Origin of the sequence: Streptacidiphilus carbonis, assembly GCF_000787775.1 — a bacterium.
GTDB classification, from domain to species: Bacteria; Actinomycetota; Actinomycetes; order Streptomycetales; family Streptomycetaceae; genus Streptacidiphilus; species Streptacidiphilus carbonis.
The window spans coordinates 106,500-133,311 of record NZ_BBPM01000009.1 but is presented as its reverse complement, the minus strand read 5'-3'; the positions used below and the strand labels follow the sequence as shown (position 1 = coordinate 133,311).

General features: G+C 71.4%; 21 protein-coding genes and 1 riboswitch. Of the genes, 8 read left to right on the top strand and 13 right to left on the bottom strand.

Annotated elements, in window-relative coordinates:
* Positions 1 to 58: 58 nt before the first annotated feature.
* On the bottom strand, positions 59 to 343 hold the full coding sequence (locus TR46_RS09825) for an alpha/beta fold hydrolase (protein ID WP_052432673.1): 285 nt from the start codon (positions 341 to 343) through the stop codon (positions 59 to 61).
* Positions 344 to 417: 74 nt separating this feature from the next.
* Between TR46_RS09825 and TR46_RS09820 the strand changes: the two genes are divergently transcribed.
* Together TR46_RS09820 and TR46_RS09815 are read left to right on the top strand one after the other, a co-directional pair.
* A complete protein-coding gene (locus TR46_RS09820) occupies positions 418 to 1,290 on the top strand; it encodes a helix-turn-helix transcriptional regulator (protein WP_439654351.1) in 873 nt (290 codons plus the stop codon).
* Positions 1,291 to 1,351: 61 nt separating this feature from the next.
* Positions 1,352 to 1,435: riboswitch (ZMP/ZTP riboswitch) on the bottom strand.
* Positions 1,436 to 1,489: 54 nt separating this feature from the next.
* A complete protein-coding gene (locus tag TR46_RS09815) occupies positions 1,490 to 2,050 on the top strand; it encodes a GNAT family N-acetyltransferase (protein WP_236655278.1) in 561 nt (186 codons plus the stop codon).
* A 6-nt stretch (positions 2,051 to 2,056) separates the two neighbouring features.
* On the opposite strand, the gene TR46_RS09810 is transcribed toward TR46_RS09815, so the two are convergent.
* Positions 2,057 to 2,623, bottom strand: a complete 567-nt coding sequence (locus tag TR46_RS09810; protein WP_042396934.1) for a 3'-5' exonuclease — start codon at positions 2,621 to 2,623, stop codon at positions 2,057 to 2,059.
* 132 nt (positions 2,624 to 2,755) lie between these two features.
* On the opposite strand from TR46_RS09810, the gene TR46_RS09805 reads away from it, so the two are divergent.
* Positions 2,756 to 3,739 carry a GlxA family transcriptional regulator gene (locus TR46_RS09805; protein WP_042396931.1) on the top strand — a complete coding sequence of 328 codons (984 nt, stop codon included), beginning with the start codon at positions 2,756 to 2,758 and terminating at the stop codon, positions 3,737 to 3,739.
* Positions 3,736 to 4,374, top strand: coding sequence for a DJ-1/PfpI family protein (locus TR46_RS09800; protein WP_042396929.1), 639 nt, complete (start codon positions 3,736 to 3,738; stop codon positions 4,372 to 4,374). The genes TR46_RS09805 and TR46_RS09800 overlap by 4 nt, the downstream gene beginning before the upstream one ends.
* Here TR46_RS09800 and TR46_RS09795 read toward each other — a convergent pair.
* Together TR46_RS09795 and TR46_RS42185 are read right to left on the bottom strand one after the other, a co-directional pair.
* On the bottom strand, positions 4,371 to 5,015 hold the full coding sequence (locus TR46_RS09795; protein WP_052432685.1) for an HAD family hydrolase: 645 nt from the start codon (positions 5,013 to 5,015) through the stop codon (positions 4,371 to 4,373). The two genes, TR46_RS09800 and TR46_RS09795, sit on opposite strands and share 4 nt — an antisense overlap.
* Positions 5,016 to 5,067: 52 nt before the next feature.
* Positions 5,068 to 5,772 (bottom strand): lysozyme family protein, encoded by a 705-nt coding sequence (locus TR46_RS42185; RefSeq protein ID WP_052432672.1) that lies wholly within the window; start codon positions 5,770 to 5,772, stop codon positions 5,068 to 5,070.
* A gap of 531 nt (positions 5,773 to 6,303) precedes the next feature.
* Between TR46_RS42185 and TR46_RS09785 the strand changes: the two genes are divergently transcribed.
* The gene (locus TR46_RS09785; RefSeq protein ID WP_152626386.1) at positions 6,304 to 6,483 is read left to right on the top strand and encodes a hypothetical protein; all 180 of its coding nucleotides are present in this window, start codon (positions 6,304 to 6,306) and stop codon (positions 6,481 to 6,483) included.
* Here the strand turns inward: TR46_RS09785 and TR46_RS09780 are convergent.
* The 5 genes from TR46_RS09780 to TR46_RS09760 form a co-directional block, all read right to left on the bottom strand.
* Positions 6,444 to 7,286, bottom strand: coding sequence for a carbohydrate ABC transporter permease (locus tag TR46_RS09780; protein ID WP_042396917.1), 843 nt, complete (start codon positions 7,284 to 7,286; stop codon positions 6,444 to 6,446). The two genes, TR46_RS09785 and TR46_RS09780, sit on opposite strands and share 40 nt — an antisense overlap.
* Positions 7,287 to 7,288: 2 nt before the next feature.
* Positions 7,289 to 8,266, bottom strand: coding sequence for a carbohydrate ABC transporter permease (locus TR46_RS09775; protein WP_052432671.1), 978 nt, complete (start codon positions 8,264 to 8,266; stop codon positions 7,289 to 7,291).
* A gap of 182 nt (positions 8,267 to 8,448) precedes the next feature.
* Positions 8,449 to 9,771 (bottom strand): ABC transporter substrate-binding protein, encoded by a 1,323-nt coding sequence (locus TR46_RS09770; RefSeq protein ID WP_042396915.1) that lies wholly within the window; start codon positions 9,769 to 9,771, stop codon positions 8,449 to 8,451.
* Between the two features lie 91 nt (positions 9,772 to 9,862).
* Positions 9,863 to 12,676, bottom strand: a complete 2,814-nt coding sequence (locus TR46_RS44090; protein WP_236655277.1) for an RICIN domain-containing protein — start codon at positions 12,674 to 12,676, stop codon at positions 9,863 to 9,865.
* 60 nt (positions 12,677 to 12,736) lie between these two features.
* Positions 12,737 to 14,764 (bottom strand): glycoside hydrolase family 127 protein, encoded by a 2,028-nt coding sequence (locus TR46_RS09760; protein WP_042396910.1) that lies wholly within the window; start codon positions 14,762 to 14,764, stop codon positions 12,737 to 12,739.
* A gap of 171 nt (positions 14,765 to 14,935) precedes the next feature.
* Here TR46_RS09760 and TR46_RS09755 point away from each other — a divergent pair, with 171 nt between their 5' ends.
* Positions 14,936 to 15,967: a LacI family DNA-binding transcriptional regulator gene (locus tag TR46_RS09755; RefSeq protein ID WP_042396908.1), complete on the top strand. Its 1,032-nt coding sequence runs from the start codon at positions 14,936 to 14,938 to the stop codon at positions 15,965 to 15,967.
* Between the two features lie 170 nt (positions 15,968 to 16,137).
* Here TR46_RS09755 and TR46_RS39255 read toward each other — a convergent pair whose 3' ends face one another.
* The 4 genes from TR46_RS39255 to TR46_RS09735 form a co-directional block, all read right to left on the bottom strand.
* On the bottom strand, positions 16,138 to 17,832 hold the full coding sequence (locus tag TR46_RS39255) for a putative Ig domain-containing protein (protein ID WP_052432670.1): 1,695 nt from the start codon (positions 17,830 to 17,832) through the stop codon (positions 16,138 to 16,140).
* A gap of 143 nt (positions 17,833 to 17,975) precedes the next feature.
* The gene (locus TR46_RS09745; protein WP_052432669.1) at positions 17,976 to 20,678 is read right to left on the bottom strand and encodes a lectin; all 2,703 of its coding nucleotides are present in this window, start codon (positions 20,676 to 20,678) and stop codon (positions 17,976 to 17,978) included.
* Positions 20,671 to 21,747: a Ca2+-dependent phosphoinositide-specific phospholipase C gene (locus TR46_RS09740; RefSeq protein ID WP_042396905.1), complete on the bottom strand. Its 1,077-nt coding sequence runs from the start codon at positions 21,745 to 21,747 to the stop codon at positions 20,671 to 20,673. The genes TR46_RS09745 and TR46_RS09740 overlap by 8 nt, the downstream gene beginning before the upstream one ends.
* Positions 21,748 to 21,866: 119 nt before the next feature.
* Positions 21,867 to 23,819, bottom strand: a complete 1,953-nt coding sequence (locus TR46_RS09735) for a phosphatase PAP2 family protein (protein ID WP_042396901.1) — start codon at positions 23,817 to 23,819, stop codon at positions 21,867 to 21,869.
* 348 nt (positions 23,820 to 24,167) lie between these two features.
* Between TR46_RS09735 and TR46_RS09730 the strand changes: the two genes are divergently transcribed.
* Both TR46_RS09730 and TR46_RS09725 read left to right on the top strand, forming a co-directional pair.
* Positions 24,168 to 25,838 carry an FAD-binding dehydrogenase gene (locus tag TR46_RS09730; protein WP_042396898.1) on the top strand — a complete coding sequence of 557 codons (1,671 nt, stop codon included), beginning with the start codon at positions 24,168 to 24,170 and terminating at the stop codon, positions 25,836 to 25,838.
* Positions 25,839 to 26,627 (top strand): IclR family transcriptional regulator, encoded by a 789-nt coding sequence (locus TR46_RS09725; RefSeq protein WP_042396895.1) that lies wholly within the window; start codon positions 25,839 to 25,841, stop codon positions 26,625 to 26,627. It abuts the gene before it with no gap.
* The last annotated feature ends 185 nt before the right edge of the window (positions 26,628 to 26,812 follow it).

Below are 26,812 nucleotides of genomic sequence, written 5' to 3'. Positions count from 1 at the left end.
GCCCCGGCTCGCCCCGTCCACCCCCCGCCCCGGCGGCCCGGGCCCGCGAAGTCCGGCGTCAGGCGGCCTCGCCGAGGAAGTCCGAGACGAGTCCGGCCAGCTCGGCCGGCCGCTCGGCCCGCGAGACATGGCCGCTCTCCAGCTCGGCGTAGCGGCTGTGCGCGATGCCGGCCGCGAGCTCGCGGGAGTTCGCGACGGGGATCAGCGCGTCCAGCGTGCACCCGATCACCAGGGTCGGCGCCTGGATGCGCGGCAGCGCGGCGCGGATGTCCAGCTTCAGGTCGGCGCCGACCTGGCGGAACAGGTTGGCGCTCGGGCGCATGCCGGTGGCCGGCTGCTCCACGGGGAGTGGACCGTCCTGCCTAGGACCAGCGGTCCCAGGGTCCGCCGACGGATTCGGCGTGCCGATGCGGGATCATGGGAGGCATGCGGACCGAGATGAACCGCCGTGAACTCGCCGACTTCCTGCGCCGGTCGCGCGAGCGGCTGCGCCCCAGCGAGGTCGGGCTGCCCTCCGGGCCCCGGCGCCGGACGCCCGGGCTGCGCCGCGAGGAGGTGTCCCAGCTGGCCGGGATGTCCGCCGACTACCTGATGCGGCTGGAACAGGCGCGCAGCCCGCAGCCGTCCACCCAGCTGCTCGCCGCGCTGGCCCGGGCGCTGCGGCTGACCGAGGACGAGCGCGACCACCTGTTCGTACTGTCCGGGCACCGCCCGCCGGAGGGACGCCGGGCGGGCAGCCATGTCCGGCCCGGGATGCTCTACCTGCTGGACCAGCTGACCAGCACCCCGGCGCAGATCCTCGGCGACCTCGGCGACCTGCTGGCACAGAACGCCGTGTCCGAGGCCCTGTTCGGCTGCGTGTGCACGGTGGACGAGCCGGACCGGAACATCGTCTGGCGGTGGTTCACCGACCCGTTCGTCCGCGAGGCCTACCCGCCGGCGGAGCAGGAGCGGCACGGCCGGATGGCCGTCGCCGACCTCCGCACCGCGGTGGCGCGCCGCGGGTCCGGCGACGCCGAGGCGGCGGCGCTGGTCGCCCGGCTGCGGAAGGCGAGCGACGAGTTCGCCGAGATGTGGGACCGCCACGAGGTCGCCGTGCGGCGGCAGAGCCGGCTGCGGGTGCTGCACCCGGAGATCGGGCCGATCGAGTTCGACGTCGAGGCGCTGCTCAGCCCGGCCGAGGACCAGCGGCTACTGGTCTTCACACCCCCGCCGGGCACCCCCAGCGCGGACGCCCTCGACCTGCTCCGCGTCGTCGGACCGGAGACGGCGCACCGCAGCCACCGGTGACGGCGGGGCACCGCAACGAGCGCGTTAGCCACACCACCACGCGGCACAAGGACGTCGCTGACGGAGGCGCCCAGGCGGTCGACGCTCGCATCCGGATACGGCTGCTCCCCGGTGGTGCCCACCCTCGCCGGTCGCGGCCGGGCACCACCTCAGCGGCGGGGCGCGGAGTGTCCAGGTCCGAGGCGGCCACAATAGGGGCATGGTGGAGATGGAGCCCGTGGACGTGCTGAGCGGACGGTCGGTCAGGCTGCGCCCTGCGGAGGAGTCGGACCGTCGGCGCTTTCGCGAGATCCTGGCCACCCCGGAGGTGGCCCGCTGGTGGGGCGACCCGGACGAGGAGGCCGCAGAGGCCTGCGCGCCGCCCGAGGACATCCGCAGCTACGCGATCGAGTACCAGGGCGACGTCGTCGGCATCATCCAGTCCTGCGAGGAGCCCACCCCCGCCTATCGCAGCGCCGGCATCGACATCGCCGTCCACCCGGGCTGGCACCGCCGCGGCATCGGCGCCGACGCCGTCCACACCCTGGCCCGCCACCTCCTGGACGCCGACGGCCACCACCGGCTCACCATCGACCCGGACACCGAGAACGCGCCCGCGATCAGCCTGTACCGCAGCCTGGGCTTCCGCCCGGTCGGCGTGATGCGCCACTACGAACGCCGCCAGGACGGCAGCTTCCACGACGGCCTGCTGATGGACCTGCTCCCGGAGGAACTGCGCGAGCCCCCGGGAACGACGGCACCGACGGCTCCCACGGCCTGATCGCGCCTACTCGAAGGGCCACTCACCCCGACCGGCCAGCTGCAGCACCAGCGCGGCGATGTTCCAGGCGTCGTCCTCGCCCCGGTGGTGGCGTCCCTCCAGCGGCAGTCCGGCGATCTGCAGCGCCTGCGCCATACCCGGGCGCCTGCGCAGTCGATAGGCCTCGGTGAAGGCCACTTTGGCATTGGTGTGCCGGTGCCCGAACGGGTAGACGACGCCGGTGGACTCGCACTGACGGGTGAACTGGCGCCGGTCGTAGTCGCCCCAACTGGCCCAGGGGCGTGCCCCGGCCCGGTGTCCGACGGCCAGCAGCCGGCAGGCGTCAGCGAAGCCGAGACCTGTGTCCACCTCGGCCTGGGTGAGCCCGGTGAGGTCGGTACAGAAGGAACTGACGGTGGATCGACTCGGCCGCACCAGCACCCGGTGCCGCCCGACCCGCTCGCCCCGGCCGAGGTCCACGACGGTGAGACCGATCTCGATGATCTCGCTCACCGCCCCTGGCGGCGGCTGACCGTCCCAGCAGGTCGCCTCGACGTCGACGACATTCAGCAGTGGTCGCTCGGCACTGTCCATGCCGCCGACCCTAGGGATCCGATCGCACCCCGGTCACCCGGTTTTCCGTGACTGACCGTTCCACCTCCGATGGCAGAAAAGGTGGGGAACCTGTCATTGCTGCCATCGGCCGCCGATGCCAGGCTGGTCCGTATGACCAGCCGTGATGTGCTCATCGTCCTGTTCGAGGGCGTGCAGAGCCTTGATGTCAGCGGGCCGGCGGAGGTGTTCGCCGGAGCCGGGGTGCGCGACGGTTCGTACCGGGTGACGACGGCGGCCGCCGGCGGTGCGGCGGTTCGGTGCTCCAGCGGACTGCGGTTGCTGCCGGATCGGGATCTGGACCTGGTGGAGCCGCCACATACGCTGCTGGTGCCCGGCGGCACCGCCACCGCGCGGCCGGATCCCGGTCTGGTCCGGCGGATCGGCGAACTGGCGGTCGGCGCCGAGCGGGTGGTCTCGGTGTGCACCGGGGCGTTTCTGCTGGCCGAAGCCGGCCTGCTGGCCGGGCGACGGGCCACCACGCATTGGGCTTACGCCGATTCGCTGGCCCGCCGTTTCCCCGACGTCGAGGTCGATCCGGACCCGGTCTTCGTCCGCGACGGCCCGGTGTGCACGTCCGCCGGGGTCACCGCCGGCATCGATCTGGCGCTGGCCCTGGTGGAGGAGGACCTCGGCCGGGAGACGGCCCTTCTGGTGGCCCGTCACCTGGTGGTCTTCCTGCGCAGACCGGGCGGCCAGGCGCAGTTCAGCACACAGTTGGCCACGCAGTCCGCCGAGCGTGACGTGCTGCGCGAGGTGCAGCACTACATCACCACCCGTCCCGACGCCGATCTGTCGGTGGAGGCTCTGGCCGACCGGGCCGCACTGTCGCCCCGTCAGTTCGCCCGCGCCTTCACCGCCCAGGTGGGCCGCACGCCGGGACGTTACGTTGACGCGGCCCGCCTGGAGGAGGCCCGGCGCCGCCTGGAGGACAGCGCCGACGGCGTCGAGCAGATCGCCCGGGCCTGCGGCTACGGCACCGCCGAATCCATGCGCCGTGCCTTCGTCCGCACCCTGTCGGTGTCACCGGCCGAGTACCGACGCCGTTTCCGCCCCCACTCCCCCGTCGTCCCTACCGCTCCGAAGGAGCTGCCTTGAACATTGCGATCCTGCTCTACGACCGCTTCACCGCCCTCGACGCCGTTGGCCCCTACGAGATGCTCGGCCGGCTGCCCGGGGCCGAGGTTGTCTTCGCCGCCACCCGCCCGGGACCGGTGCGCACCGACCTGGGGAGCCTGGCCCTGACCGCTGACGTCCCACTGGACGAGGTGACCGCCGCCGACCTGCTGCTGGTACCCGGCGGACCCGGAACCGCCGGTCTCCTGGCCGACGAGGAGGTGCTGGGGTGGATCCGCCGCATCGACGCCACCACTGCCTGGACCACCTCGGTGTGCTCCGGCTCCCTACTGCTCGGTGCCGCCGGTCTGCTCAAAGGACGGCGGGCCACCTCGCACTGGATCTGCCTCGACCAACTGCGCCTCTTCGGAGCCGTCCCGGTGCCGGAGCGGGCCGTCTTCGACGGCAAGTACGCCACCGCGGCGGGCGTGTCGGCCGGGATCGACCTGGCCCTCGACCTGGCCGGCCGCATCGCCGGCGAAACGGTCGCCCAGCAGATCCAACTGGTCAACGAGTACGACCCCCGGCCGCCCTACACGGCCGGTTCCCTCAGCACCGCCCCGGCCGGGCTGGCCGACACCCTGCGCGCCAACGACCTGGTCGTCACGGCGGACTAGCCGGATCGATCGGTGAGCAGCGGTGCCAGGGCCGTGCGCAGGTCGGCGGGTTCACGGTAGAGGAGGCCGGTCATGCCGTGGGCGCGGGCGGCGTCGATGTTCTCCTGGCGGTCGTCGACGAAGAGGCAGCGGTCGGCGGGGACCGCGGCACGCTCGGCGGCGATGCGGTAGATGCGCGGGTCGGGTTTGGCGACGCCGACCAGGGAGCTGTTGACGATGTGGTCGGCCAGGTCGGCGATGCCCAGCGCGGCCAGGTCCTGTTCCAGCCATGTGGTGGCGTTGGTCACCAGGACCAGGGTGCAGCCGGCTGCCCGAGCACGTCGTAGCAGGTCCACCACCCCGGGATCGACCCAGGACGGCACGGTGCTGAACACCCGCCCCAGGGTGACTGCCTGACTCTCCGTCAAGCCATGGGCCAGCAGGTCACCGGCGATGGCCTGGGCCCACCGCTCCCTGCTGATGCGGCCGAGCAGCAACGGCAGGTCGTTGTGCGGGGCGAAGGCGATCCGCATGGTCGCGCCCTCGGCCAGGCCGGCGGCCCGTTCCAGGCGGTTGACCTCGGAGTGGTCGTAGAAGCGGACCACTCCGTCGAGATCGCAGAGCAAGGCGTCGAAGGTGCGCGCGTCGGCGTCCGGGGTGATGGCCACCTGGTACAGGTATCACGCCGACCGGAGCGCGCGCCGATTGCGACGGTCAGTAGCCGGCCTTGGTGTAGGCGACGGTGTCGAAGGAGCCGTAGCGGTCGTTGGCGTAGCGGACGCCGGCGATGATGGAGTCGACCGGGTTGAGGATGTCCTTGTGACCCGGGAGGCTCCACTCGGCGAAGGTGGGCTTGATGGTCTGCAGCAGGCCGTAGGTGCCGCCGTAGAGGGACTGGTTCGCGTCCCAGTGGTTCTCGGCGCCGGGGTTGCCCGAGGACTCGGTCATCGCACGCGCCTTGATGGACGCGGCGGAGGGAACCTGGTCGCCGTCGGCGGCGAGGACGGCGCGAGCCTCGGCGATCCAGCCGTCGAGGTTGTCCGCGTAGGTCACCGCAGTGGCCTGGGTCGCCGTCTTGGCCTTCGCCTTGGCCGCGGCAGCGTTGGCCGCCGCCGTCTTGGCGGCAGCAGCCTTGGTCGCGGCGGCCTTGGCGGCGGCCGTCTTGGCCGCAGCCGTCTTGGCCGCAGCCGTCTTGGCCGCAGCCGTCTGGGCCGCAGCCGTCTGGGCCGCAGCCGTCTGGGCCGCAGCCGTCTGGGCCTTGGCCCTCGCGGCCGCATCGGCCTGGGCCGCGGCGACCTGGACGTGGTGCGTGCCGTTCGAGGAGCCGCTGGTGGCGGCGAAGGCCGTGCCGGTGACGGCGGCGGAGGCGAGCACAAAGGTGAGGGTGATACCGGCGGACGTGCGGACAGTGTGAAGCATGTCACTCCAGAGACGATGGGACTGCATTGGCCGGAGGGCATGCCGAAGTCCCGCATCGGTCGGCACGGCCGCGCGCGGGCGACCTGCCGACGGTGCTTCAAGGGATTCGGCGCCCGGCGGCCGTCATCGACAGGCCCGACCGAGCAGGGGAGCGAACTAGGTATGAGGACGGCATCGAAGCGCGTCGCTCACTCAACTCCCAGCAGGCATTCCGTTCGCCTGCCTTCAACACCGTCACACGCACCCGGAGCAACGAGCAAGAAAATCGGGCCTGAAGTGCGGTAAACCACACCAGGCCCGTGACCTGCGTCTCAGTACCCCAGCAACGGGAATCACCGTCCGCCCCGGCCTCCGGCGGCGAGCACCCTTCCGAACGACCGGAGCGCGCGGCAGCCAGGTCTGCTGCAGCCGGCCCAGACGCAGGTGCCCAGGCGTGCCGGTGCCGGCCTGGGCGCGCCCCATAGGACGCGTCGACGGCGAACGGCCCGCCGGAGCATGCAGACTCCGGTCAGTACCCACCGGCAGTACCGGGTGACCCAGAGCACAGTCGGCGTCTGCAACGTGGCCTGCGCCACGTGGCTGCACAGCATCCCGGTGACCGACTACGGCTCCGCGCCCGAGGGCGAGGTGATGGTGGGGCTCAGCCGCGCCGGCGGCTCCACCGCCCGCGGTCAGCTGCGCAGCGCCCCGGTCATGAAGCCGCGCACATAGCTGCGCTGCAGCAGCAGGAACAGCACCAGACAGGGGATGGCCATGAAGACCACCCCGGCCTGCAGGGTCGGGTAGTCGATGGAGCCGAAGGTGCGGCCCTCCATGCTCACCACGGCCAGCGGGAGGGTGAACTTGTCCGAGGAGTTGAGCAGGATCAGCGCCGCGAAGAACTCGTTCCAGGCGGCCAGGAAGGCGAACAGACCCACCGTCACCACGGCGGGCCGCACCGTGTGGATCATCACCCGGGTCAGTGTGGTGAAGCTGCCGCAGCCGTCCACCGCGGCCGAGTCCTCCAGCTCCTGCGGCACCGCCTCGAAGGAATTGCGCATCATGAAGGTGGCGAACGGCAGTTGGAACATCACCAGCACCATCGACAGCCCGATCAGCGAGTTCTGCAGCCCCATCTTCCCCAGCAGCACGTACAGCGGGATCAGGATGGTCGGGTAGGGAACCATCAGGATCGCCAGGGTGGCCAGGAACAGCAGGTTCTTGCCGGGGAAGCGGAACCGCCCGAAGGCGTAGCCGCCGAGGACGGAGACCAGCAGCGTGCCGCAGACCGTCATCGTGGTCACCTCGACGCTGTTGACCAGGTAGGTGCCGATGCCGTCACCGTAGTGAACCATGTTGCGGTAGTTGGTCAGGCCGAAGCCGTGCGGGGTCTTCACCGAGGCCCAGCCGCTCCACAGCAGCGGGAACAGGAAGAGCAGCGCCAGCGCCCCCGCGGTGCCGTAGTAGCCGAGCTTGCCCGCGTCGCGCCGGAACCGGCGGTTGCCTGTCATGGTGGCCTCTCTGGTGCTCGTCATGGCTAGCGCTCCTCGCGGCGGCGGAGCAGGGAGAGTTGCAGGACGTTGAGCAGCACCAGGATCCCCAGCACCACCACGGACAGGGCCGCGGCCGCGCCCAGGTCGAAACGGACGAAGGCGTCCCGGACGATGATCATGACCACCGAGGTGGTGCTGTTGTCCGGGCCGCCCTTGGTGAGGATGTAGAACTGGTCGAAGGCCAGCAGCGAACCGGTGATCATCATGATCAGCACCAGCGCGATGGTGGGGCGCAGCAGCGGCAGGGTGATCCGGCGCAGCGTCTGCAGCCGGTTGGCGCCGTCCATCCTGGCCGCCTCGTAGAGCTCGCTGGGGATCGCCTGCAGTCCGGTGAGCAGGATCAGCATGTTGAACCCGGCGAAGCGCCAGGTCACCAGGGTGACGGTGGAGCCGAGGGCGCCGCCGGGGCTGCCGGTGATCCAGTCCACCGGCTTGTTGATCAGCCCGAGGTCCTGCAGCAGCGGGTTGACCGGCCCGATGGCGTTGCTGAGCAGCCCCAGGAACAGCAGCGACGCGGTGGCGAAGCCGACGGCCGCGGGCAGGAAGAAGGCAGTGCGCAGCAGCGCCACGCCGGGTCGCGGGTGCTGCACCAGCAGCGCCAGCCCCAGCGCGACGGCGAACAGCACCACGGTGGTGACCAGGGTGTACTTGACGGTGAACCAGGCGGCGTTGCCGATCAGGCTGTCGTCGGCGACCGAGGTGTAGTTGTGCGGGAAGTTGACGGACGGACTGCCGAGCAGCGGCCAGTGGTTCACCGACATCCAGCAGACCAGCACCAGCGGGGCGAGGAACAGCAGCCCCACCACCACGGCGGTGGGGGTGGCGTAGCCCAGCCCGGCCAGCTCCCGTCTGCGGTTGCGGCCCCGGGGGGCGGGGCGGACCCGGATCCGGCGGCCGAGGCGCCGGCCGCCGGGACCGGCCGCGCTGGCGGGACTCTGCGGCGTGGCCGTGCTGCTCTGCATGGCGTGCTCTCCCTGTGCGTGCGGGGCGTGCGGCGCGTGCGGAAGGTGCATGAGGTGCGTGAGGTGCGGGCCTGCGTGTGGTGCGGCCTGCGTGTGGTGCGGGGTGCGGGCAAACGGACGTGCGGGCGGCGCCACGGGCTTGGCCCGTGGCGCCGACGTCGGCGAAGGGCGGTGCCTGCCGGCTATCCCTGCTGCTTGAGCGAGGCGGTGATGGCGGTCTGTCCGGAGGACAGCGCACCGGCCAGGCTCGGCCCGAAGAAGGCGCCGCGCAGGGTGGTGGTCCACGGGCTCTGCGGGTCGTTGTAGGTGGCGTTGAAGTTGAGTGCGTACGGGGTCTGGCCCTTGGCCAGGACCTGGTTGATCGTCACCACGTTCGGGTCCTTGACGGCGTACTGGTTCTGCGCCAGGTCGGTCCGGGCGATGATCTCGTGCAGTTTGGCGACGACCTGGACCTGCGCCTGGTCGTCCAGGCACCAGGACAGGAAGTCCCAGGCGGCGTCCGCGTTCTTGCTGGTGGCGGAGATTCCGGCGACGTCGCCGCCGACGAACGTGGAGGTTCCGCCGTTGACCCCGGGGATCGGGGCGACGCCGATGTCGACGCCCTTCTGCTCGATCAGGTTCAGCCAGGAGGACGGGCCCGGGGCGATGCCGATCTCGCCGGCCTGCAGCGCGCTGAGCCAGGTGGTGCCGTCCTCCTGTTTGGCCCCCGGTGCCATGGTGCCGTCCGCGAACAGGCTGCGGTAGATCTGGTACACGGCGGTGGCCTGCGGGGAGTCGATGCTGCTGGTGGTGCCGTCGGCGTTCATCACCTGGCCGCCGTCGGCCCAGATCGAGGGCCAGGTGGTGAACTCGATGCAGCCGCCGCAGTTGCCGCCCTCGTAGGTGCCGTGCACCTTGCCGCCGAGCTTGGCCACCGCGCGGGCCTGCGCCGCGTACTCCGCCAGGGTGGTCGGCGGCTTGGTCGGATCCAGGCCCGCCTGCTTGTAGAGGGTCTTGTTGTAGTACATGACCGACAGGTCCAGGTCGTGCGGGACCGCGAAGAGCTTGCCGCCGTTGGTGGCCGCCTTGATGAACGAGGGGGCCACCTTGTCCTTGAAGGACAGCGAGGCGAAGCGGGAGCTGACGTCGGTCCACAGCCCCTGCGCGGCGTAGTTGGGGGCGAAGACCACGTCGGAGGTGAAGATGTCCGGCAGGGACCTGGCCCCGGCCGCGCTGGCGATCTTGGCGGGGTACTGGTCGTTCGGGTAGGACGTGATCACCACGTGGTTGGCATGGCTGGAGTTGTAGGCGTCGACCAGGGCCTGGGTCTGCGACTGGGTCGCCGCCCGGGTCCACAGGGTGATCGTCACTCCCTTGGCCGCGCCGCCGCTGCCGCTCCCGCTCCCCCCGCTGCCGGCGGTGTGGGAGCCGCCTCCGCTGGAGCAGGCTGCGCTGACGGTGAGCGCGAAGGTGGCGAGGACCGCGCCGAGCACTCTGCGTACGGCGCGCGGCCTGGATCTGATCATGGGGCTACTCCTCGGACGGGCCGGCGGCCGCGCTGCGGCGGCCGCCGGCGTGCGGATGGCAGGTGTATCGGACAGCGCAGTTGACGGAGAGTCAGCTGGCCAGGGTGATGGTCACCGTGGTGGCGCCGGAGTTCGCGGTGACGGTGTGGGAGGTGGAGTCGTAACTGCCGCCGGTGACGGCGGTGACGCCGACGGTATTGAAGATCGGCAGCTGGACGGCGACGGTGCCGCCGGGCGGGGTGCCGGTGAGGCTGACGGTGACGACCCGTCCGCTGCCCGGCTTGGTGACCGCCAGCGAGACCCCGTAGGTGCTGCGGGTCCCCGCCGAGGCGCTGTAGGCGTTGGTGAGGTTGCCGACCGACACGGTCTGTCCGGACGCGATCCAGCTGCTGGGGATGCCGCGGCCGATGTAGAGCGGACGGGTGAAGGTGTACGGGCCGCTGCCGGTCGAGGACAGGCCCTCGGCGACCAGCGACTCGAGCAGGCCCTGCTGCTGGGCCGAGGTCGGCCAGGCGTACGGGCAGGCGCCGAACTCGGGTCCGGCGTGGTTGCCGATCCAGGGGTTGCTGCTGGACGGGCCGCTGCCGTTCGCCTCCCACCAGGCGTTGGGACCGCCGGTGGTGGTCGCCAGCTGCCAGGCGTAGCTGGTGATCGGCAGGTCGCGGTAGGCGGTGCCGTACAGACCGTCGGAGGCGTAGGCGGTGTTGTAGGCGGTGGAGTAGCCGTTGAAGGCGCCGAAGGTCGGGTAGGGCAGGCCGTTGGCGGCGAGCCTGGCGAAACCCCACGCGTACATGGCGTCGCTCTGGGCGGCACTGCCGGCGATGCCGGTCAGGGTGCCGCCCTCCAGCATGGTCGACCACTGGTTCTGGCCGATCCAGACGGGGGAGGCCCAGTTGGCGTCGTTGTAGGTGTTGCAGCGGTTGGCGGAGTCGGGCTGGTCCACGGTGCAGGGCAGGTAGTTGAAGCCGTTGGCCGACTCGTTGCTGCCGAGCAGGGTGTTCAGGTGGGTGAGCAGCGAGGTGTACGCGGTGTCGGCGTACTGCGCCTCGGTGGTGTTGCCCAGCCGGGTGGCGATGTACTTGTAGGCGGCCAGGCCCTGCAGCGCCGAGTAGTCGTCGAAGAGCCAGCGGCCCGAGGAGTCGTTGTCGTAGCTGGCCGCGAGCGCTCCGTCGGAGACCAGTTGGCCCTGGTAGATGGAGTGCATGATGGTGTAGAGGCTGGGACCCCAGGAGCTGGAGCCGCTCGCGTCGTCGTGGAAGTACTGGCTGACGAACACGGTGTCGTTGGTCTTGGCCAGATAGAGCGCCCAGGCGGCCGGGGTCTTCCAGTCGCCGTCGTAGTACCAGTTGGCGCCCTGCTCGTTGAAGTTCGGGTCCTCCGAGATCCTGGCGGTGAGCAGCAGGTTCTGCGCGTCGTGGAAGTCGCCGGTCTCGAACCTGGCCATCAGCTCACCCGGCACGTCGTGGTTGAGCAGCCAGGCGTAGTTGTTGGCGGCGGAGAACTGCGCCTCGCCGACCTGCATGATCAGGTCGTAGACGGTGCCCGCCTTGTAGGCGTTGGTCAGGGCGGTGCCGGGGTTGGCCAGGCTGCCGGTGTTGGGAAGGGTGCTGTTGGGCAGCGAGACTGTCGGCGTCTCGGCGATCCGGCCGTTCCAGTAGGCCGCCATGGCGCTGTAGGCGCTGTCCAGGGTGGGCGCGCTGCTGGTGAGGGTGGCGGCGCTGGGAAGCGCGGCACTGGAGCCGAAGGTGTCCACCGCGGCCACGTAGTCATGGTTGCTGGTCGCGCCGGGCTGCACGGTGTTGAGCGAACTGCTGGTCAGCCGCACCAAGTTGATGCCGGTGCCGCCCGGGTCCAGGGTGATGGCGCTGCTGCCGTTGTCGGTCACCGAGACCCGGGTGTACACCAGCATCACCGGGTTGCCGCCGATGGTGGTCTTGTCCGCGAAGTCCTTGATGGACACCGCGGTGGTCCCGGTGGTGAAGGAGGTGGTCAGAGCGGGCAGGTAGCCGCTGTCCTCGCTCCACTGCACCGACTGGGCCGCCCGGTTGCCACCGGTGTGGTAGATGCTGAAGGAGTACATCGCGCCGCAGATGTTGGTCCCGCCGGAGTTGTAGGTGGTGGGGACGCCGCGGGCGAAGTAGGAGCCGGACAGGTAGGAGAAGACCGGCCAGTAGTTGCCGTCCCAGCCGAGTGCCGACTCATTGGAGAAGCCCTGGCCGTAGGGGTCGGCCGGGGTGGGGAAGTTGGTGCCGTAGGCGTTGGGGAGCGAGCTGTTGTGGCAGGCGTTGGGAGCGACGGCCGGGATGCCCAGATAGCCGCCTCCGCCGGTGGAGCCTCCGGAGCCGTAGCCGGGCAGCTGCCAGACCCTGGTGGTGGCGCTGGTGCACGGGAGTTGGACCAGCAGGGTCCCACTGGCGGTGCTGTCCCCGCTGGGCGCCACGCACTTGCCGGAGTGCACCGCGACCAGGTTGAAGGTGTTGGTCGCGCCGGAGACGGCGACCGGCTGCAGGGTGAACTGCTGGTTGGTCTGGCTGTTGCAGGAGTACTGGATGATCTGGGCGTTGTCGGCGGTCGACCGTCCGGAGACGTCGATGCACAGGCCGGCGAAGCTGGTGACGGTGTAGTTCGCGGTGGTGCCGGAGACCGGGGTGAAGGTCCAGTTCTGGTTGGTACCGCTGTTGCAGGAGTACTGGATCAGCTGCACGCCGTTGGTGGTCTGGCTGTTGGGGTCGTCCAGGCAGTCACCACTGCCCTGGTCGACCGCGGTGCTGGTGAAGGCGGACGCGGCGGCCGCCGGGGTGGCGGCCGTGCCCAGGAACGGAATCAGCGCGGCGAGCAGCGCGGCGACGACCGCGAAGGCGGTCCTGCGGCGCGGTACGCCTAAGGCTGTGGGGGCTCTGCGCAACGGAGGGTCCTTTCCCATGGGGTGGATGGGTGGAACAGGACGGGCACTGTGCATCCCGGGTCAGCGGGTGGGCAGCCAGACGCGCATGCCGCCGTCCTCGCGGTTGGCCCAGGCGTAGTAGGGGACGGCGGTCAGCTCCAGCCGCTGCCCGGCGTCGTCCGCAGCGGCCCTATCCGCGGCAGGCTTGTCCGCGGCGGGCTCGTCCTCAGCAGCCCTTGAACCGGCGGCCGGATCGGCCACGGGTTCGGCGGTGCGGTAGGGCCACCAGTCGGCCGCTCCCCCTTCGGGGCGGCGTCTGCCGGAGGCCGTGATCACGGTGACGCCGCCGAGCAGGTCCGGGCGGTGCTCCGCCGACAGCGGCGCGGTGCGGTCCAGCACCACCCGGTCCAGTCCCCCGCCCTGATGGTCTGCCTCCTCCAGGCAGTAGACGAGCGGTCCGCACTCGATCGCCACACAGCCGCGCACCGCGTCGACCCGGGGGTCGGCCTCGGTCAGACGGGGCGTCAGATCGAGTTCCAGCACCACCTGTTCGCCGGTGCGCCAGGTCCGCCGCAGCCGGACCCAGCCTGCTTCGGCCGGCGCCGGCAGCCGCTGCCCGCCCAGTCGGACGCTGTGGCTGCGGCACCAGTGCGGGATGCGCAGCGACAGCGTCCACTCCCGGTCCTCCGGGGCCTCCTCCACGGTGATCTCGATCCGTCCGCGCCAGGGGTAGTCGGTGTTGACGTTCACAACGACCGGCGGACCGCCTGCCTCTCCGCTGAAGCGGCCCGAGGCGTACTGGTGCAGTTGCAGTCCTTCGCCGTCGGTGGAGGACAGGTAGTGCGGCAGCGAGGCCAGCAGCCGCATGGCGTTGGGCGGGCAGCAGGCGCAGCGGAACCAGCGGGTGCGCCGCGCCGACTTGTCGCCGCCGGGGTCGGTGTGGCCGTCGCGCACCTGCAGCGGGTTGACGTAGAGCCAGCTGCGGCCGTCCAGGCCCACCCCGGACAGGAAGCCGTTGAACAGGGTGCGTTCGACCAGGTCCGAGTACCGGGCCCGACCGGTGAGCAGGGCCATCCGCCAGTTCCACTGCACCGAGGCCACGGCGGCGCAGGTCTCGCAGTAGGCGCGCTCGGTGGGCAGTTCGAAGGGGTCGCCGAAGGACTCCTTGTCGTGGTGCGCCCCCAGGCCGCCGGTCAGATAGGTCTTGCCGGCGGCCATCTCCTCCCAGAGCCGCTCGTTCGCGGCATGCAGCTCGCGGTCGCCGGTCTCCGCGGCCAGGTCGGCGGCCCCGGCCAGCAGGTAGAGCTGGCGGACCGCGTGCCCCTCGACGGCTGCGGCCCGGCGCAGCGGCACCCGATCCTGCCAGTAGGCGCCGCCGCCGAGCAGGCCGTGGCCGCGCCGGTCCAGGAAGTAGCCGGCCAGCTCCAGGTAGCGGCGTTCGCCGGTCTCCCGGAACAGCTCGACCAGCGCCGTCTCGATCTCCGGGTGGCCGTCGATCCCGTCGATGCCGCGGTCGGGGCCGGGACCGAAGGCCGAGACCAGGTGGTCGGCGAACCGGCCGGCGATGGTCAGCAGCGAGGTCTGGCCGGTGGCGCGGTGGTGGGCGACCGCCGCCTGGATCAGATGCCCCGCGCAGTAGAGCTCATGGCCCCAGCTCAGGTCGGTGTAGCGGGCGCCGCCCTTGGTCAGCTGGAACCAGGTGTTTAGATAGCCGTCGGGCTGCTGGGCCCCGGCGACCAGGTCGATGATCCGGGCCACGTCGTCGGCCAGCCGCACCACGGCGGGGCCGCCCTCCCCCGGGCCGATCCCGGCCAGCCGCCAGGAGGCCGCCTCCAGCCACTTGTAGACGTCCGAGTCCACGAACGGGTAGTCCCCCCGGAAGCTCCCCTCCGCGGTCCCGGCTGCCAGCCGCAGGTTGTGCAGGTTTCCCGCGGTCTCCAGCAGCCCCGGCCCCTGCGGAATGCTCGCCTCGGCGTTGATCCGGCGCCGCTCGTGCCAGAAGCCCCCGACCACCTGCGCTCCCGGGGCCGGACGGAGCGCGGTCCGGGCAGTACCGCTGAGGCGCAGCGGACCCGGTGTGGTCTGTGTGGAGAGATCGGGAACGGCCATGGACGGACCCCCTGGGTTGGAAGGAAACCCTTTTTCCAGCGAGAAAGTAGGCACGCCCACAGCAGACGTCAATGGCTTTCACAGAACTGCTGTTCCCGGTCCATGATCTGGCACAACGTCAATTTCGTTGTGCCGTAGCTCAACTGACGCTCCGTGGGATACGGTTTTCCCATGTCAGCCGACACGCCCCCGCCCCACCGGGCCACCCTCACCGATGTCGCCACGCTGGCGGGGGTCGCCCTGAGCACCGCGTCCAAGGCGCTGAACGGCCGGGGCAGGCTGCGCCCGGAGACCCGGCAGCGGGTGCTCTCGGCGGCCGAGCGGCTCAACTTCCAGCCCAACGCCCTTGCGCAGAGCCTGATTTCGGGACGCACCTGGACCGTGGGGCTGATCACCACGGACAGCATCGGCCGGTTCAGCATCCCGGTGCTGCTCGGCGCGGAGGACGCGCTGGGCGCCGGACGGCTGTCGGTGCTGCTGTGCGACACCCGCGGCGACGCCATCCGCGAGCAGCACTACCTGCGCACCCTGGCCGCGCGTGGCGTCGACGGCATCATCGTGGCGGGCCGCCGGATCGATCCCCGCCCGCCGCTGACCGGCCCGCTCACCATTCCCACCGTCTACGCCCTGGGCCCCTCCACCGACCCGGCCGACGCCTCGGTGGTCTCCGACGACGAGCACGGCGTCCGGCTCGCGGTCCGCCATCTGCACGACTCGGGACGCAGCCGGATCGCCCATGTGACCGGCCCCGAGCACCATGCCGCCGCCTCCCAGCGGGCGGCGCTGACCCGCGCGGCCCTGGCCGAGGCCGGCCTTGAACCGGCCACCGGACGGGTGCACTTCGGCGAGTGGAGCGAGGCCTGGGGCCGGCAGGCGGCCGGGATCGTACTGCGCCTGGACCCCGACTGCGACGCACTGTTCTGCGGCAACGACCAGATAGCCCGCGGGGTGACCGACGCCCTGCGCGAGGCCGGACGGCGGGTGCCGCAGGACATCGCGGTGGCCGGCTACGACAACTGGGAGGTGATGGCGCTGGCCTCACGCCCCCCGCTGACCACGGTGGACACCAACCTGGTCGAGGTCGGCCGGGTGGCGGCGCTCAACCTGATGGACGCCATCGACGGACGCCCGCACCACGGGGTGGAGGCGGTGCCGTGCCGGCTGGTGCTGCGCGAGTCCAGCGGGCCCGCGGGGTACGACTGAGTCTCTCAGGTGCTGACCGTAGATGGCTTGTCGCGCAGTTCCCCGCGCCCCTGTGTAGCTGCAACTCACCCGCAGTGGGCCAGTTGCAGCCCCCAAGGGGCGCGGGAACTGCGCGACGAACCACCAACGGTCCGCAGCCAAGGATCCGTCAGAAGCACACAGCCGACGGGTCAGCCCACGTTGACCGCGGCGTCGTCGACGACGAAGGAGGTCTGCTTGGTGTAGTCCTCGGCGCCGGTGAACTTCAGGGTGACGGTCTGGCCCGCGTAGCTCGCCAGGCTGTAGCTGTGCTGGGTGTAGCCGCCGGCCGCGTTGGTGTTGGAGAAGGTGGCCAGCGTGCCGAGCACGGTGCCGGAGCTGTTGAGCACCTGCACCTTCAGGGTGTCGTATGCGGTGCTGCCGGTCTCGGCGGTGTCGATGTGCAGGTAGAAGCTGGCCGTGTAGCTGGAGCAGCCGCTCGGCAGGGCAACCGACTGGGCGAGCGTGTCGGTGGTCGTGGTCCCGTAGCCGTCCAGCCAGGCGGCGTAGCTGCCGCTGTGCGCGGGCTCGGTGCTACCGCTGTAGACGGTGGTGCCGCTGACGGTCCAGGGCGAGGCGCTGCCGGTCTCGAACCCGGCGTTGCCGAGCAGCTGCGCGGAGGTGCAGCCGCCGCCGCTGCCGGCGGTCGACACGGTCCAGGTGAAGGCGGCCGAGGAGGTGGGGCCGGTGGAGTCGGTGGCCGTGGCGGTCACCGAGTAGCTCCCGGTGGTGGTCGGCGTGCCGCTGATCAGGCCGGTGGAGCTGTCCAAGCTCAGCCCGGCCGGCAGGCCGGTCGCGCTGTAGCTGAGGGTGCCGCCGGCGGTGTCACCGGCGGTCAGCTGGAGCGAGGCGGCGGTGCCGACGGTGGTGCTCTGGCTGCCGGGGTTGGTCAGGTTCACCGCGCCGGCGGTGGCGCCGCTGCCGGAGGCCAGCCAGGCGGTGGCGTTCAGGGCGAGCGGGGCGTTGGTTCCGGTGGGGTCGTCCCAGCCGTCTTCCAGGGTGTTGCCGGGCTGGCCGGTGCCGTCGTCGAACGGCGAGCTGTCGCCGATGACGGCGACCCGCCCGGAGCCGAAGGTGCTGGTGACGAAGAAGGCTCCGGTGTTGCCGCTGTAGCCGGTGCGGTAGAGCAGGCCCTTGACCGAGGAGTTGTCGGACGGCTTGAGCGTGAAGGTGGTGCCGTTGTAGATGTTGCTGCCGGTCACCGTGCCGAACGCGCCGTGCAGGATCGGGTTGCTCGCGTCGGTGATGGCCTTCGGGGTGTCCTTGGTGATGTTCAGCAGATCGACCGAGAAGCCGAACGGGTCGCTGCTGTCGACGCTGTTGTTGGTCATCAGGTCGTTGATGATGGCCGGGGAGTCGTAGCCGTCGTTGTTGCGGTCGCTGCCGGTGTGGTCGGAGACCAGGAACAGGCCGCCGCCGGCCTTCACGAAGTTCATCAGCGCCGTCTTCTCGGCGGTGGTGAACAGCGTGTTCGGCTCGTCGATGACGACGGTGTCGAAGTTGGTCAGGTCCAGCGCGGAGCCGGTGCCGTAGGTCAGCGCGCTGGTGCTGGTCTTCAGGCTGTAGTCGCCGGTCTTCTGCAGCGCGACGCCCCAGGCCGAGAGCGCCCCGGTCCAGTCGGACTCCTTGGTGGGGTTGGCGTTCTGCGCCAGCGGGTCCGGGATGCTGGTGCTGATGATCCAGTCGGCGTTGCCCGCGGTCTCGGCGTGCGCGTCGTCGAACAGCACCCGGTGCGTGGTCGCCGCATGCGCGGTGGGAGCGGTCACAGCCACCCCCGCCAACCCGGCGGCGAACAGGGCGGCTGCCGCGAGTGCGGCTTTGCCGCGGGCGAGATGAACAGACGTCATGGACTGTGCCTCCGTGGGGAGATGGGCGTGCATCAGCTGTGGTACGCGCGTAGAATCGAAGTATCCGCGCGTAGAACCGAAGCGGGAAAGGGGCCCGGGGTAACGAACAGTTGACATTTCCATGTCAATTCAGCCTCGGATCGTCAGGCCGTCGCTACCGTCCAGCGCTGGCCGGTGGCCGCCGTGCAGGTGGCGATGGTCAACTGGGTGCCGTTGGTGGCGCCCGCGCTGGTGTCGGTCAGGCACAGGCCCGAGACCGGGTTGACCAGTTCGCCGGAGGAGTCGGTCCGCCACTGCTGCGCGGTGGTGCCGTTACATGTGTGCAGTTGGACCTTGGTGCCGCTGGTGGTCCCGCCGTTGACGACGTCCATGCAGTCGGTGAGCACCTGCAGGGTGTGGTCGGGCACCAGGGTCCAGCTCTGCGCCGAGGTGCCGTTGCAGGTGTAGAGCTGGATGGCGGTCCCGTTGGAGGTGCCCGAACCCTTGTCGTCGACGCACTTGCCCGTCGCCGTCTCGGTGATCGCCCCGGCGGGCTCGGCCACCGTGCCGTTGGCGGTGCCGTCGTAGGACGGCGGCGCGTCCGCGGGCGCCGCGGCCCAGGAGGTGTCGGCCGAGCTGCCCAGGGCGAAGTCGAGCACCGCGCCCGAGGCCGTGTCGGCGGACGGGAGGTATGCCTGGTTCCAGGCGCTGCCGTTGACGGTGAGGCCCTGGACATAGGGGTCGGCGTCCGCCGCGGCCGGTGCCGTGACGGTGATGGTCTTGCCGGTGCTGCCGAGGGAGACCACCGCCTGCGGGAACAGCGGGCCGCCGATCGCCAGGTCGGCGGTGCCCGGAGTCTCCGGGTACAGGCCGAGGGCCGACCACACGTACCAGGAGCTGAGCTCGCCGAGGTCGTCGTTGCCGGGCAGGCCGCCCGGGGTGGCCGCCCAGAGCTGGTCCTGGACCGCGCGGACGGTGCTCTGCGCCTTGTAGGGCCGGCCCACCCAGTCGTACTCCCACGGGAGTTCCAGGCTGGGCTCATTGCCCATGTTGGACTGGGTGCCGATGACGCTGCCGAGGCCCTGGTAGCCGGAGAGCACGCTGTCCAGGTAGCCCGCCAGGCTGGAGGTACCGCCTTCGGCACCGGCCAGGCCCGCGATGTTGAACGGGATCATCGGGGTGTACGTGAAGGCGTCGCCCTCGGCGAAGTCGTTGCTCGACGTGCCGGTGATCAGCTTGGCGTTGAAGCCGTCCATCCAGCGCCCGTTGGAGTGGATCGGCTGGATGTAGCCGCTGGAGCTGTTGTAGATGTTCCTCCAGTCCTGCGCCCGGTTGCGGAACCGGGTCGCGGTGGCACTGTCGCCGAGCGCCGCCGCGAACGTGGACAGCGCGAAGTCGTCGGTGTCGTACTCCAGTTGGGTGGAGGTGGTGGCGTACTCGTGGCAGCAGCCGTAGAGGCTGTTGGTCGGCAGGTAGCCGAAGCTGTCCAGGTAGCCGACGCCGGGGGTGACCGCGGTGTCGGTGGTCTGCTCCTTGACCATGGCGGCCAGGGCGGTGGCCGTGTCGAACCCGGTCGCGCCGAAAGCCCGGTAGTCGGCCAGGACCGGCACGGCCGGGTCCCCCACCATGATGTCGGTCTCGCCGGTGGCCATCCCCCACTTGGTCAGGGTGCCGCCCTGGGTGTAGTCGTTGACGATCGACTGCGCCATGTCGGAGGCGGCGGACGGATCCAGCAGCGCGGTGAGCTGGGCCTGGGAGCGGTAGGTGTCCCAGTTGGAGAAGTCGGTGTACTGCGCGGAGTGCCCGCTGCCGACGGTGTGCACCGCGCCGTCGTAGCCGCGGTAGCTGCCGTCCGCGTCGCTGACCACGCTGGGGAAGAGCGAGGCGTGGTAGAGCGCGGTGTAGAAGGTGGTCTGCTGGGCGCTGGTCCCGCCGCCGATGGCGATCCGCCCCAACTGGGCGGTCCAGGCAGCGCGGGCGGCGGCCGCGACACTGCTGTAGCTCTTCCCGGTGACCTCGGCGTCCCGGTTGGCCTGTGCCTCGGCGACCGAGGTGTACGAGACGCCGACCCTGGCCTCGACGGTCGTGCTGCCGGTACTGGTGTCGAAGGTGAGGGTCTCGCCGCCCGGGCCCGCGGAGGTGGTGCCGTAGGCGGTGGCGGAGGTGATGGCGTGGTCGAAGCTGACGGCGAAGTAGACCGTGAACGGGTCGGTGGCCTCGCAGAAGCCGGTGCTGGTCACCGAGCCGGTCACCTCGGAGCTGCTGTTCTGGGTGAACGTCGATGCTGCATACGGGATCTGACTGCCATTCAACTTCAGGATCAGATCGGCGGAGCCGGTGGCCGGGTACCCGAACCGGGCCACCCCGGCGTGGGTGGTGGTGGTCAGCGCGGCGGTGGTTCCGTTGCCGAGGGTCACCGCGTAGCTGCCGGCCGAGGCGGTCTCGCCGGAGTGCGAGAAGGAGGCCGTGGTCGAGCCCGGGGTGGAGCCGACGGCCCCGGTGGTGGGCAGGAACGGCACGTCCCCGGCGGCGTCGCAGCCCACGCCGGAGACATGGGTGAGGCTGAAGCCGGAGATGCTGGAGTCGGCGTAGCCGTAGCCGCCCCCCTTGGGACGTGACGAGGTGTCAGGACTCCACTGCACCATACCGTGCGGCACATCCGCGCCGGGGAAGGTGTTCCCGGCGCTGTAGTCGCTGTTGGAGGCGGTGCCGACATAGGGGTCGACCAGCGCGGCGGGGTCGCTCACCGTGGTGACCGCGGTCGCGGCACGGGCCGTGCCGGCCGCCGGGCCGAAGGCCAGCAGGGCGAGCAGCGCGGCGCCGGCCGTCAGCAGCCGGCCGGGTCGGAGGAGCCGGGTGTCAGCCACGCGCCAGCACCTCGCCCAGGACGCCGCTGCCGGGGGCGTTGAACCAGTCGGTCGAGACGAAGGACGCGCCGTCGGCGGCCAGCAGCGCCACCCGGGCCTGGGCGTCGGCCAGGGTCGGGGCGGAGGAGCTGAGCGCGGGGGCGACGTCGTAGGCGTCGGTGACCACGGCGAGGTAGTGGTTGGTGTTGTACCACTCGGTGTTGCCGTCGCCGACCCAGGCGCCGGCGTCACCGTCGAAGACCACGAACCAGGGGCGCAGCGTGGTGTCGCTGTAGCGGGTGCGCGGGTCGCCGGCCTGGGCGTTCAGCACGCTGGGGAAGATCTCGGCGTCGGCGATGTTCCCGGCCGCGTACAGGCTCTTCAGGTGGGCGGCCTCGACCACGTCGGTCCAGGTGGAGGAGGAGTTGAGGCTCTGCTCGACGGTGCCGGGGATGGCCTCCACGATCACCTTGCCGGCCAGCGCGGCACGGGTGGCCCAGTTGTCGGCCCTGGCGGCGGTGTCCAGGTCCGGGTAGCGACTGCCGTCGGCCTTGGTGAGCAGGTCGGCGGGGGTGTAGACGAGGTCGCCGAGGTGGGCCTTGACGTAGCTGTCCAACTCGGTGGCGTCCAGTCCGGCCGAGGAGTTGAAGCCCTCCTTCAGCTCCAGCTTGACCATGATCGGGTTGTGGGTGGGGTGCGCCTGCATCCAGATCCTGATGTCGTCCAGGCAGCTGTCCAGGTTCTGGTTGCGGTCCCCGGTGTAGAGGTCGGCGGCGGTACCGGCCTGGACGCAGTTGTTGTTGCTGGCCAGCGGGCTGCTGTGGCTGACGTTCCACTTGCGGGTGAACGGGTTGGCCCAGGCGTCCAGCTCGATCAGCGTGGCGCCGGAGTCCAGCGCGTCGGCCAGGTAGGTGTAGGGGGTCTTGTCGTTGTAGGTGTTGTGCAGCCCGACCGAGGTGGCCCCGGCCAGGGTCCGCGAGCCGAGGTCGTCGGCGTGGACGGCGGCGGACGGGGCGGCGAGGGCCAGCCCCAGCGCGACCGCCGCGACGGCGGCGTGGGTGAGGCTGCGACGCCTGCTCTTTGCGTACATGTCAACTCCTGAAGCGAGGGTGGGAGCGGAACAGTGCGGAAACGGTGGGACTCATGGTGCGGCGCAGCGGACGCATCACGGCGGTGCCATGGTGCATCCGCTGCGCGGATCAGGGAAGGTCAGTGGCGGGTGATCCGGACCGAGAGGCCCTGGTGGGTGTGGACCGGGACGGCCCGGAAGCCCTGGGCGTCCACCGTGATCGAGGCGAACTGGCCCTGCAGCGACCGGGTTTCGATCACCGGCAGGATGGTCTCGCGGTTCCAGGAACCGGTGTCCGGGTCGGACAGCCGGAGGCTGAGCACGGCGCCGCGGCCCAGAGCCACCCGGCCGGAGACCTCCAGGGCGGCGGAGCCGCCGCGGTGCAGCGTCACCGCCAGGGTGGTGCCGGCGGCCAGGGCGAGGCTGCCGCGCACCGCGACGCCGCCCGCGTTCGGCTGCACGCGCAGCTCGCCGCCCTTGAGCTGCACGTCGCCGTGGCCGAGCGCCTGGTGCGAGGCGGCGGTGAGCACGCCGGCCGCCACCGTGGTGCCGCCGGAGTAGCTGTTCACCCCGGACAGGGTGAGCGTTCCGGTGCCCTGCTTGGTGAGGCCGCCGCAGCCGTCGATGTCGTTGCGCCAGGCGTCGGCGGCGCTGTACCCGCCATCGGCGGCGTTCATCGTCACGCTCACATCGCCGTCGAACGACCCGTAGCCGTCCGCCGCCGCGAAGAGGTTGAGCCGGCCCCAGTGCTCGGCGGTGTACTGGTCGTCGCCGTCCAGCAGGGCGTAGCCCGAGGGGAGCGACGTGCCGCGCAGCACCTCGCGGCGCTGCCCGGCGTCCAGGTACGGCAGCCGGGTCTCCAGCAGCACCTCGGCGCCCTTGGGCACCGTCATCGCGATGTCGCGGCCGCGGCGCGGCAGCACATAGGTGAGCCGGGGGGTGACCGCCGCCTCGTTGGCCTCACGGTCGGCGTAGGGGTCGGTGTCGACCCCGGCCGCATGCGCGAAGGCATAGAGGGTGTCCGCGGTGGTACCGGTCTTCGCCTGGAAGTAGGCGGCGGCCTGGGCCCGGGCCGCGGCCTTGAGCGCGGCGTTGGCGGGGTCGGCCAGGGTGGCGGCGGCCAGGGCGGTGGCCAGGGTGCGGCCGCCGACGACGTCGACGGTGGAGTGCATACCCGCGGTGATCCGGGTGTTGGCGAGGTGGGAGGCGCTGGCCACCAGCTCCTGGAAGCGCTCCGGCACGGCGTAGGCGAGGGCCAGCGAGGCCAGGTAGAAGGCGTTGGTGTGGCCGCTGGGGAAGCCGCCGTCGCTCGCGGGAGTGGTGCTGCGCTGCAGCAGCAGCTGCGGCACCACCTTCACGTCGGACTTGTAGACCGGGAAGCCGTAGGCGTCGACGGTGCCGGTGTCGACGACCGTGCTGTCCTCGGTCATCCGCCAGGGGCGCGGGTACTGGTAGGCGTTCTTACTGGGGTTCCCCGAGGCGTAGTTGCCGCGCAGGGTGTTCACCAGGGTGACGACCAGGCCCAGGTCCGAGCCGGTGGAGCCGGCGCCGGTGCTGGAGCCCGCCGGGGAGCCGGCCGGGACACCGTCGTTGACCAGGCCGGACGGGGTCCCGTCCGGCGCGCTGGTGATGGAGGTGACGGCCTTGGCGCCGGCCCGGTAGAGGTCGGCCAGCGGGCCGAGGCCCGCGATCGAGGCGTAGCTCTGGTCCTGCCGGTCGTGGATGAACGCCTCGCGCTCCTCGGCGTCGGTCCGGGTCGCGCTGACCCGGGCGCAGTAGCGCATGTTGGCGCGCAGGACGTCGGCCGCCAGCGGCGTCCCGGTGTTCCAGGCGGTCCCGGTCCTCCAGAGCCGGTCCATCCCGGACAGGGCGCGGACCGCGGCGTTCCCGGTCGGGGTGAGGTCGGCGCCGGTGTTGGTGGTGTAGGTGTCGACGAAGGCCAGTGCCTTGACCGGCGTGACCGCGGCTTCCGCCTTCTGCGGGACCGTCAACCAGTTCAGCGCTGTCGGAGCCGCGACGAGGCCCAGTGATACGCCGGTCGCGTTCCGCAGGAATCCGCGCCGGTTCACAGTACTCAGGGTCTTCAAGGCCATCTCCGCCGGTTGAGGGTTCGGAATCGGGATCGGGTTCGCACTGGGGGTGCGCGGGGTGCGCGGGGGTTACGCGGGGGTAGCCGCGAGCGCGGCTCGCGTTTCCGGTCGCTCGGAGTCTCGGGCAGGCGTGTGAAGAGCGGAGGTACGCCCCGGGTGGGACGCATGAACAGAGCGTCATGTGATCGCTAACACGACCTGTCCGGCCCCTGAGCGAGCAGCCCGCAGCGCCCAGGGGCCGATCGGTTCCCGGACACGGCCGCGTCCGGCTTGCAGGACCGGTGCGGGGGTGTGGAGACTACCCACCTGTCCCGCGTACCCCCGCCCGCCTGCACAAAGGAATCGATCCCCATGGACGCTGACGTCATCGTCGTCGGAGCCGGCCTGGCCGGACTCGTCGCCGCACACGAACTGACGAGCCGGGGAAAGCGGGTCGCCCTGCTGGACCAGGAGAACGCGGCCAACCTCGGCGGCCAGGCGTTCTGGTCCTTCGGCGGGCTGTTCCTGGTCGACTCCCCCGAGCAGCGACGGATGGGCGTCAAGGACTCGCTCGAACTGGCCTGGAACGACTGGCGGGGCAGCGCCGGCTTCGACCGGCTGGACGACGAGGACTCCTGGGCCTCGCGCTGGGCACGTGCCTATGTCGAGTTCGCCGCCGGCGAGAAGCGCTCCTGGCTGACCGGACACGGCATCAGCTTCCTGCCGACCGTGGGCTGGGCCGAGCGCGGTGACCTGCGCGCGGACGGGCACGGCAACTCGGTCCCGCGCTTCCATGTCGCCTGGGGCACCGGCACCGGGGTGGTCGAGCCCTTCGTCGCCTCGGCGAAGCGGGCCGCGGCGGAAGGGCTGCTCACCTTCCACCACCGCCACCGGGTCGACGAACTGCTGGTCTCCGACGGCCGGGCGCACGGCGTGCGCGGCACCCTGCTCGCCGACGACGACTCGGCCCGCGGGGTCGCCTCCAACCGGGACCCGGTCGGCGAGTTCGAACTGAACGCGCAGGCGGTCATCGTCACCAGCGGCGGCATCGGCGGCAACCACGACATCGTCCGCCAGTACTGGCCGGAGCGGATGGGCACCCCGCCCACCAGCATGGTCACCGGCGTTCCCGCCCATGTCGACGGCCGGATGCTCGACATCAGCGCCGAGGCCGGGGCGCGCCTGGTCAACCGGGACCGGATGTGGCACTACACCGAGGGCGTGCAGAACTGGGACCCGATCTGGGCCGGCCACGGCATCCGGATCCTGCCCGGCCCGTCCTCGATGTGGTTCGACGCGCTGGGCCGCCGCCTGCCGGACCCCTGCCTGCCCGGCTACGACACCCTCGGCACGCTGCGCCATCTGCGCACCACCGAGGACATCGCCGGCTACGACCACTCCTGGTTCATCCTCAGCCAGAAGATCATCGAGAAGGAGTTCGCGCTCTCCGGCTCCGAGCAGAACCCCGACATCACCAGCAAGGACCGCAAGGCCTTCCTCCGCTCGCGGGTCCTCGGCAAGGGGGCCCCGGCGCCGGTCGAGGCGTTCAAGCAGCGCGGCGCGGACTTCGTGGTCGCCGCCACCCTGGAGGAGCTGGTGGCGAAGATGAACGCGCTCACCGACGAACCGCTGCTGAAGGCCGAGACCGTCCGCGCCCAGATCGAGGCCAGGGACCTGCAGGTCGCCAACCCCTACAGCAAGGACTCCCAGGTCCAGGGGATCCGCAACTCCCGCCGCTACCTCGGTGACCGGATCGGGCGCACCGCCTCTCCGCACCGGATCCTCGACCCCGCCGCCGGACCGCTGATCGGCGTCAAACTGCACATCCTCACCCGCAAGACCCTCGGCGGCATCCAGACCGACCTGCAGTCCCGGGCCCTCGGCGCGGACGGCAGCCCGATCGGCGGGCTGTACGCGGCCGGCGAGGTGGCCGGCTTCGGCGGCGGCGGACTGCACGGCTACAACGCACTGGAGGGCACCTTCCTCGGCGGCTGCTTGTTCTCCGGGCGGGCGGCCGGACGGGACGCGGCGGAGCGGCTGTAGATGGCTACCGCGGACCAGGGCCGGCGGGGAGGGCCGGCGGCGCCCGACCCCCGCTCGGCCGCCGACCGGCTGCTGGACGTGCTCGGCGCCTTCGACCAGGACAACCAGGCGCTGACGCTGACGGCGGTCGCCCGCCGGGCCGGACTGCGGCTCACCACCGCGCACCGGCTGGTGGGCACGCTCACCCGCTGGGGCGCACTGGAGCGCGACCAGGCCGGGGTCTACCGGATCGGGCTGCGGCTGTGGGAGACCGCGGCGCTGGCCCCGCGCGGGGTGGTGCTCCGTCAGGCCGCGATGCCCTATCTGGAGGACCTCTACGAGGCCACCCACGAGAACGTGCACCTCGCGGTGCGCGACGGCACCGACGTGGTCTACATCGAGCGGATCTCCGGGCGCTCCGCCGTAGGGGTGCGCAGCCAGGTCGGGGCGCGCTGGCCGCTGCACGCGACCGGCGTCGGACTGGCCCTGCTCGCGCACGCGGAGGCGGACCTGCAGGAGCAGGTGCTGGGCGCTCCGCTGGCCGCCTTCACCCCGTACACGGTGACCGATCCGGCCCGGCTGCGCCGGCTGCTGGCCGAGGCGAGACGCACCGGCTACGCGGTGAGCGACCGTCAGATCACCGACGACGCCGTGTCGGTGGCGGCGGCCGTGTTCGGTGCGGGCGGCGCGCTGGTGGCGGCCGTGTCCGTGGTCGTGCACGCCGAGGACGCCCACCCGCGGCAGCTCGGTCCGGCGGTCCGTGTGGCGGCCCGGGGCATCTCCCGGGCGCTGGGCTGGCAGCCCCGGTGACCGCTGGGACCGGGCAGGGCTGTCACGGCTTTCACGGCTCCCCTTCCGCCTGACGGAAGGAGCCTTGCCGGGGTGGGGCGGGCGCGTCGATGGTGTTCCTCAACCACCGCGCCCCGCCCGGGATCCCGCATCCCGCATCCGGGTCCGCAGCCCTGCCCCGCTCCTGCCCCCGTCCCCCATCCCCC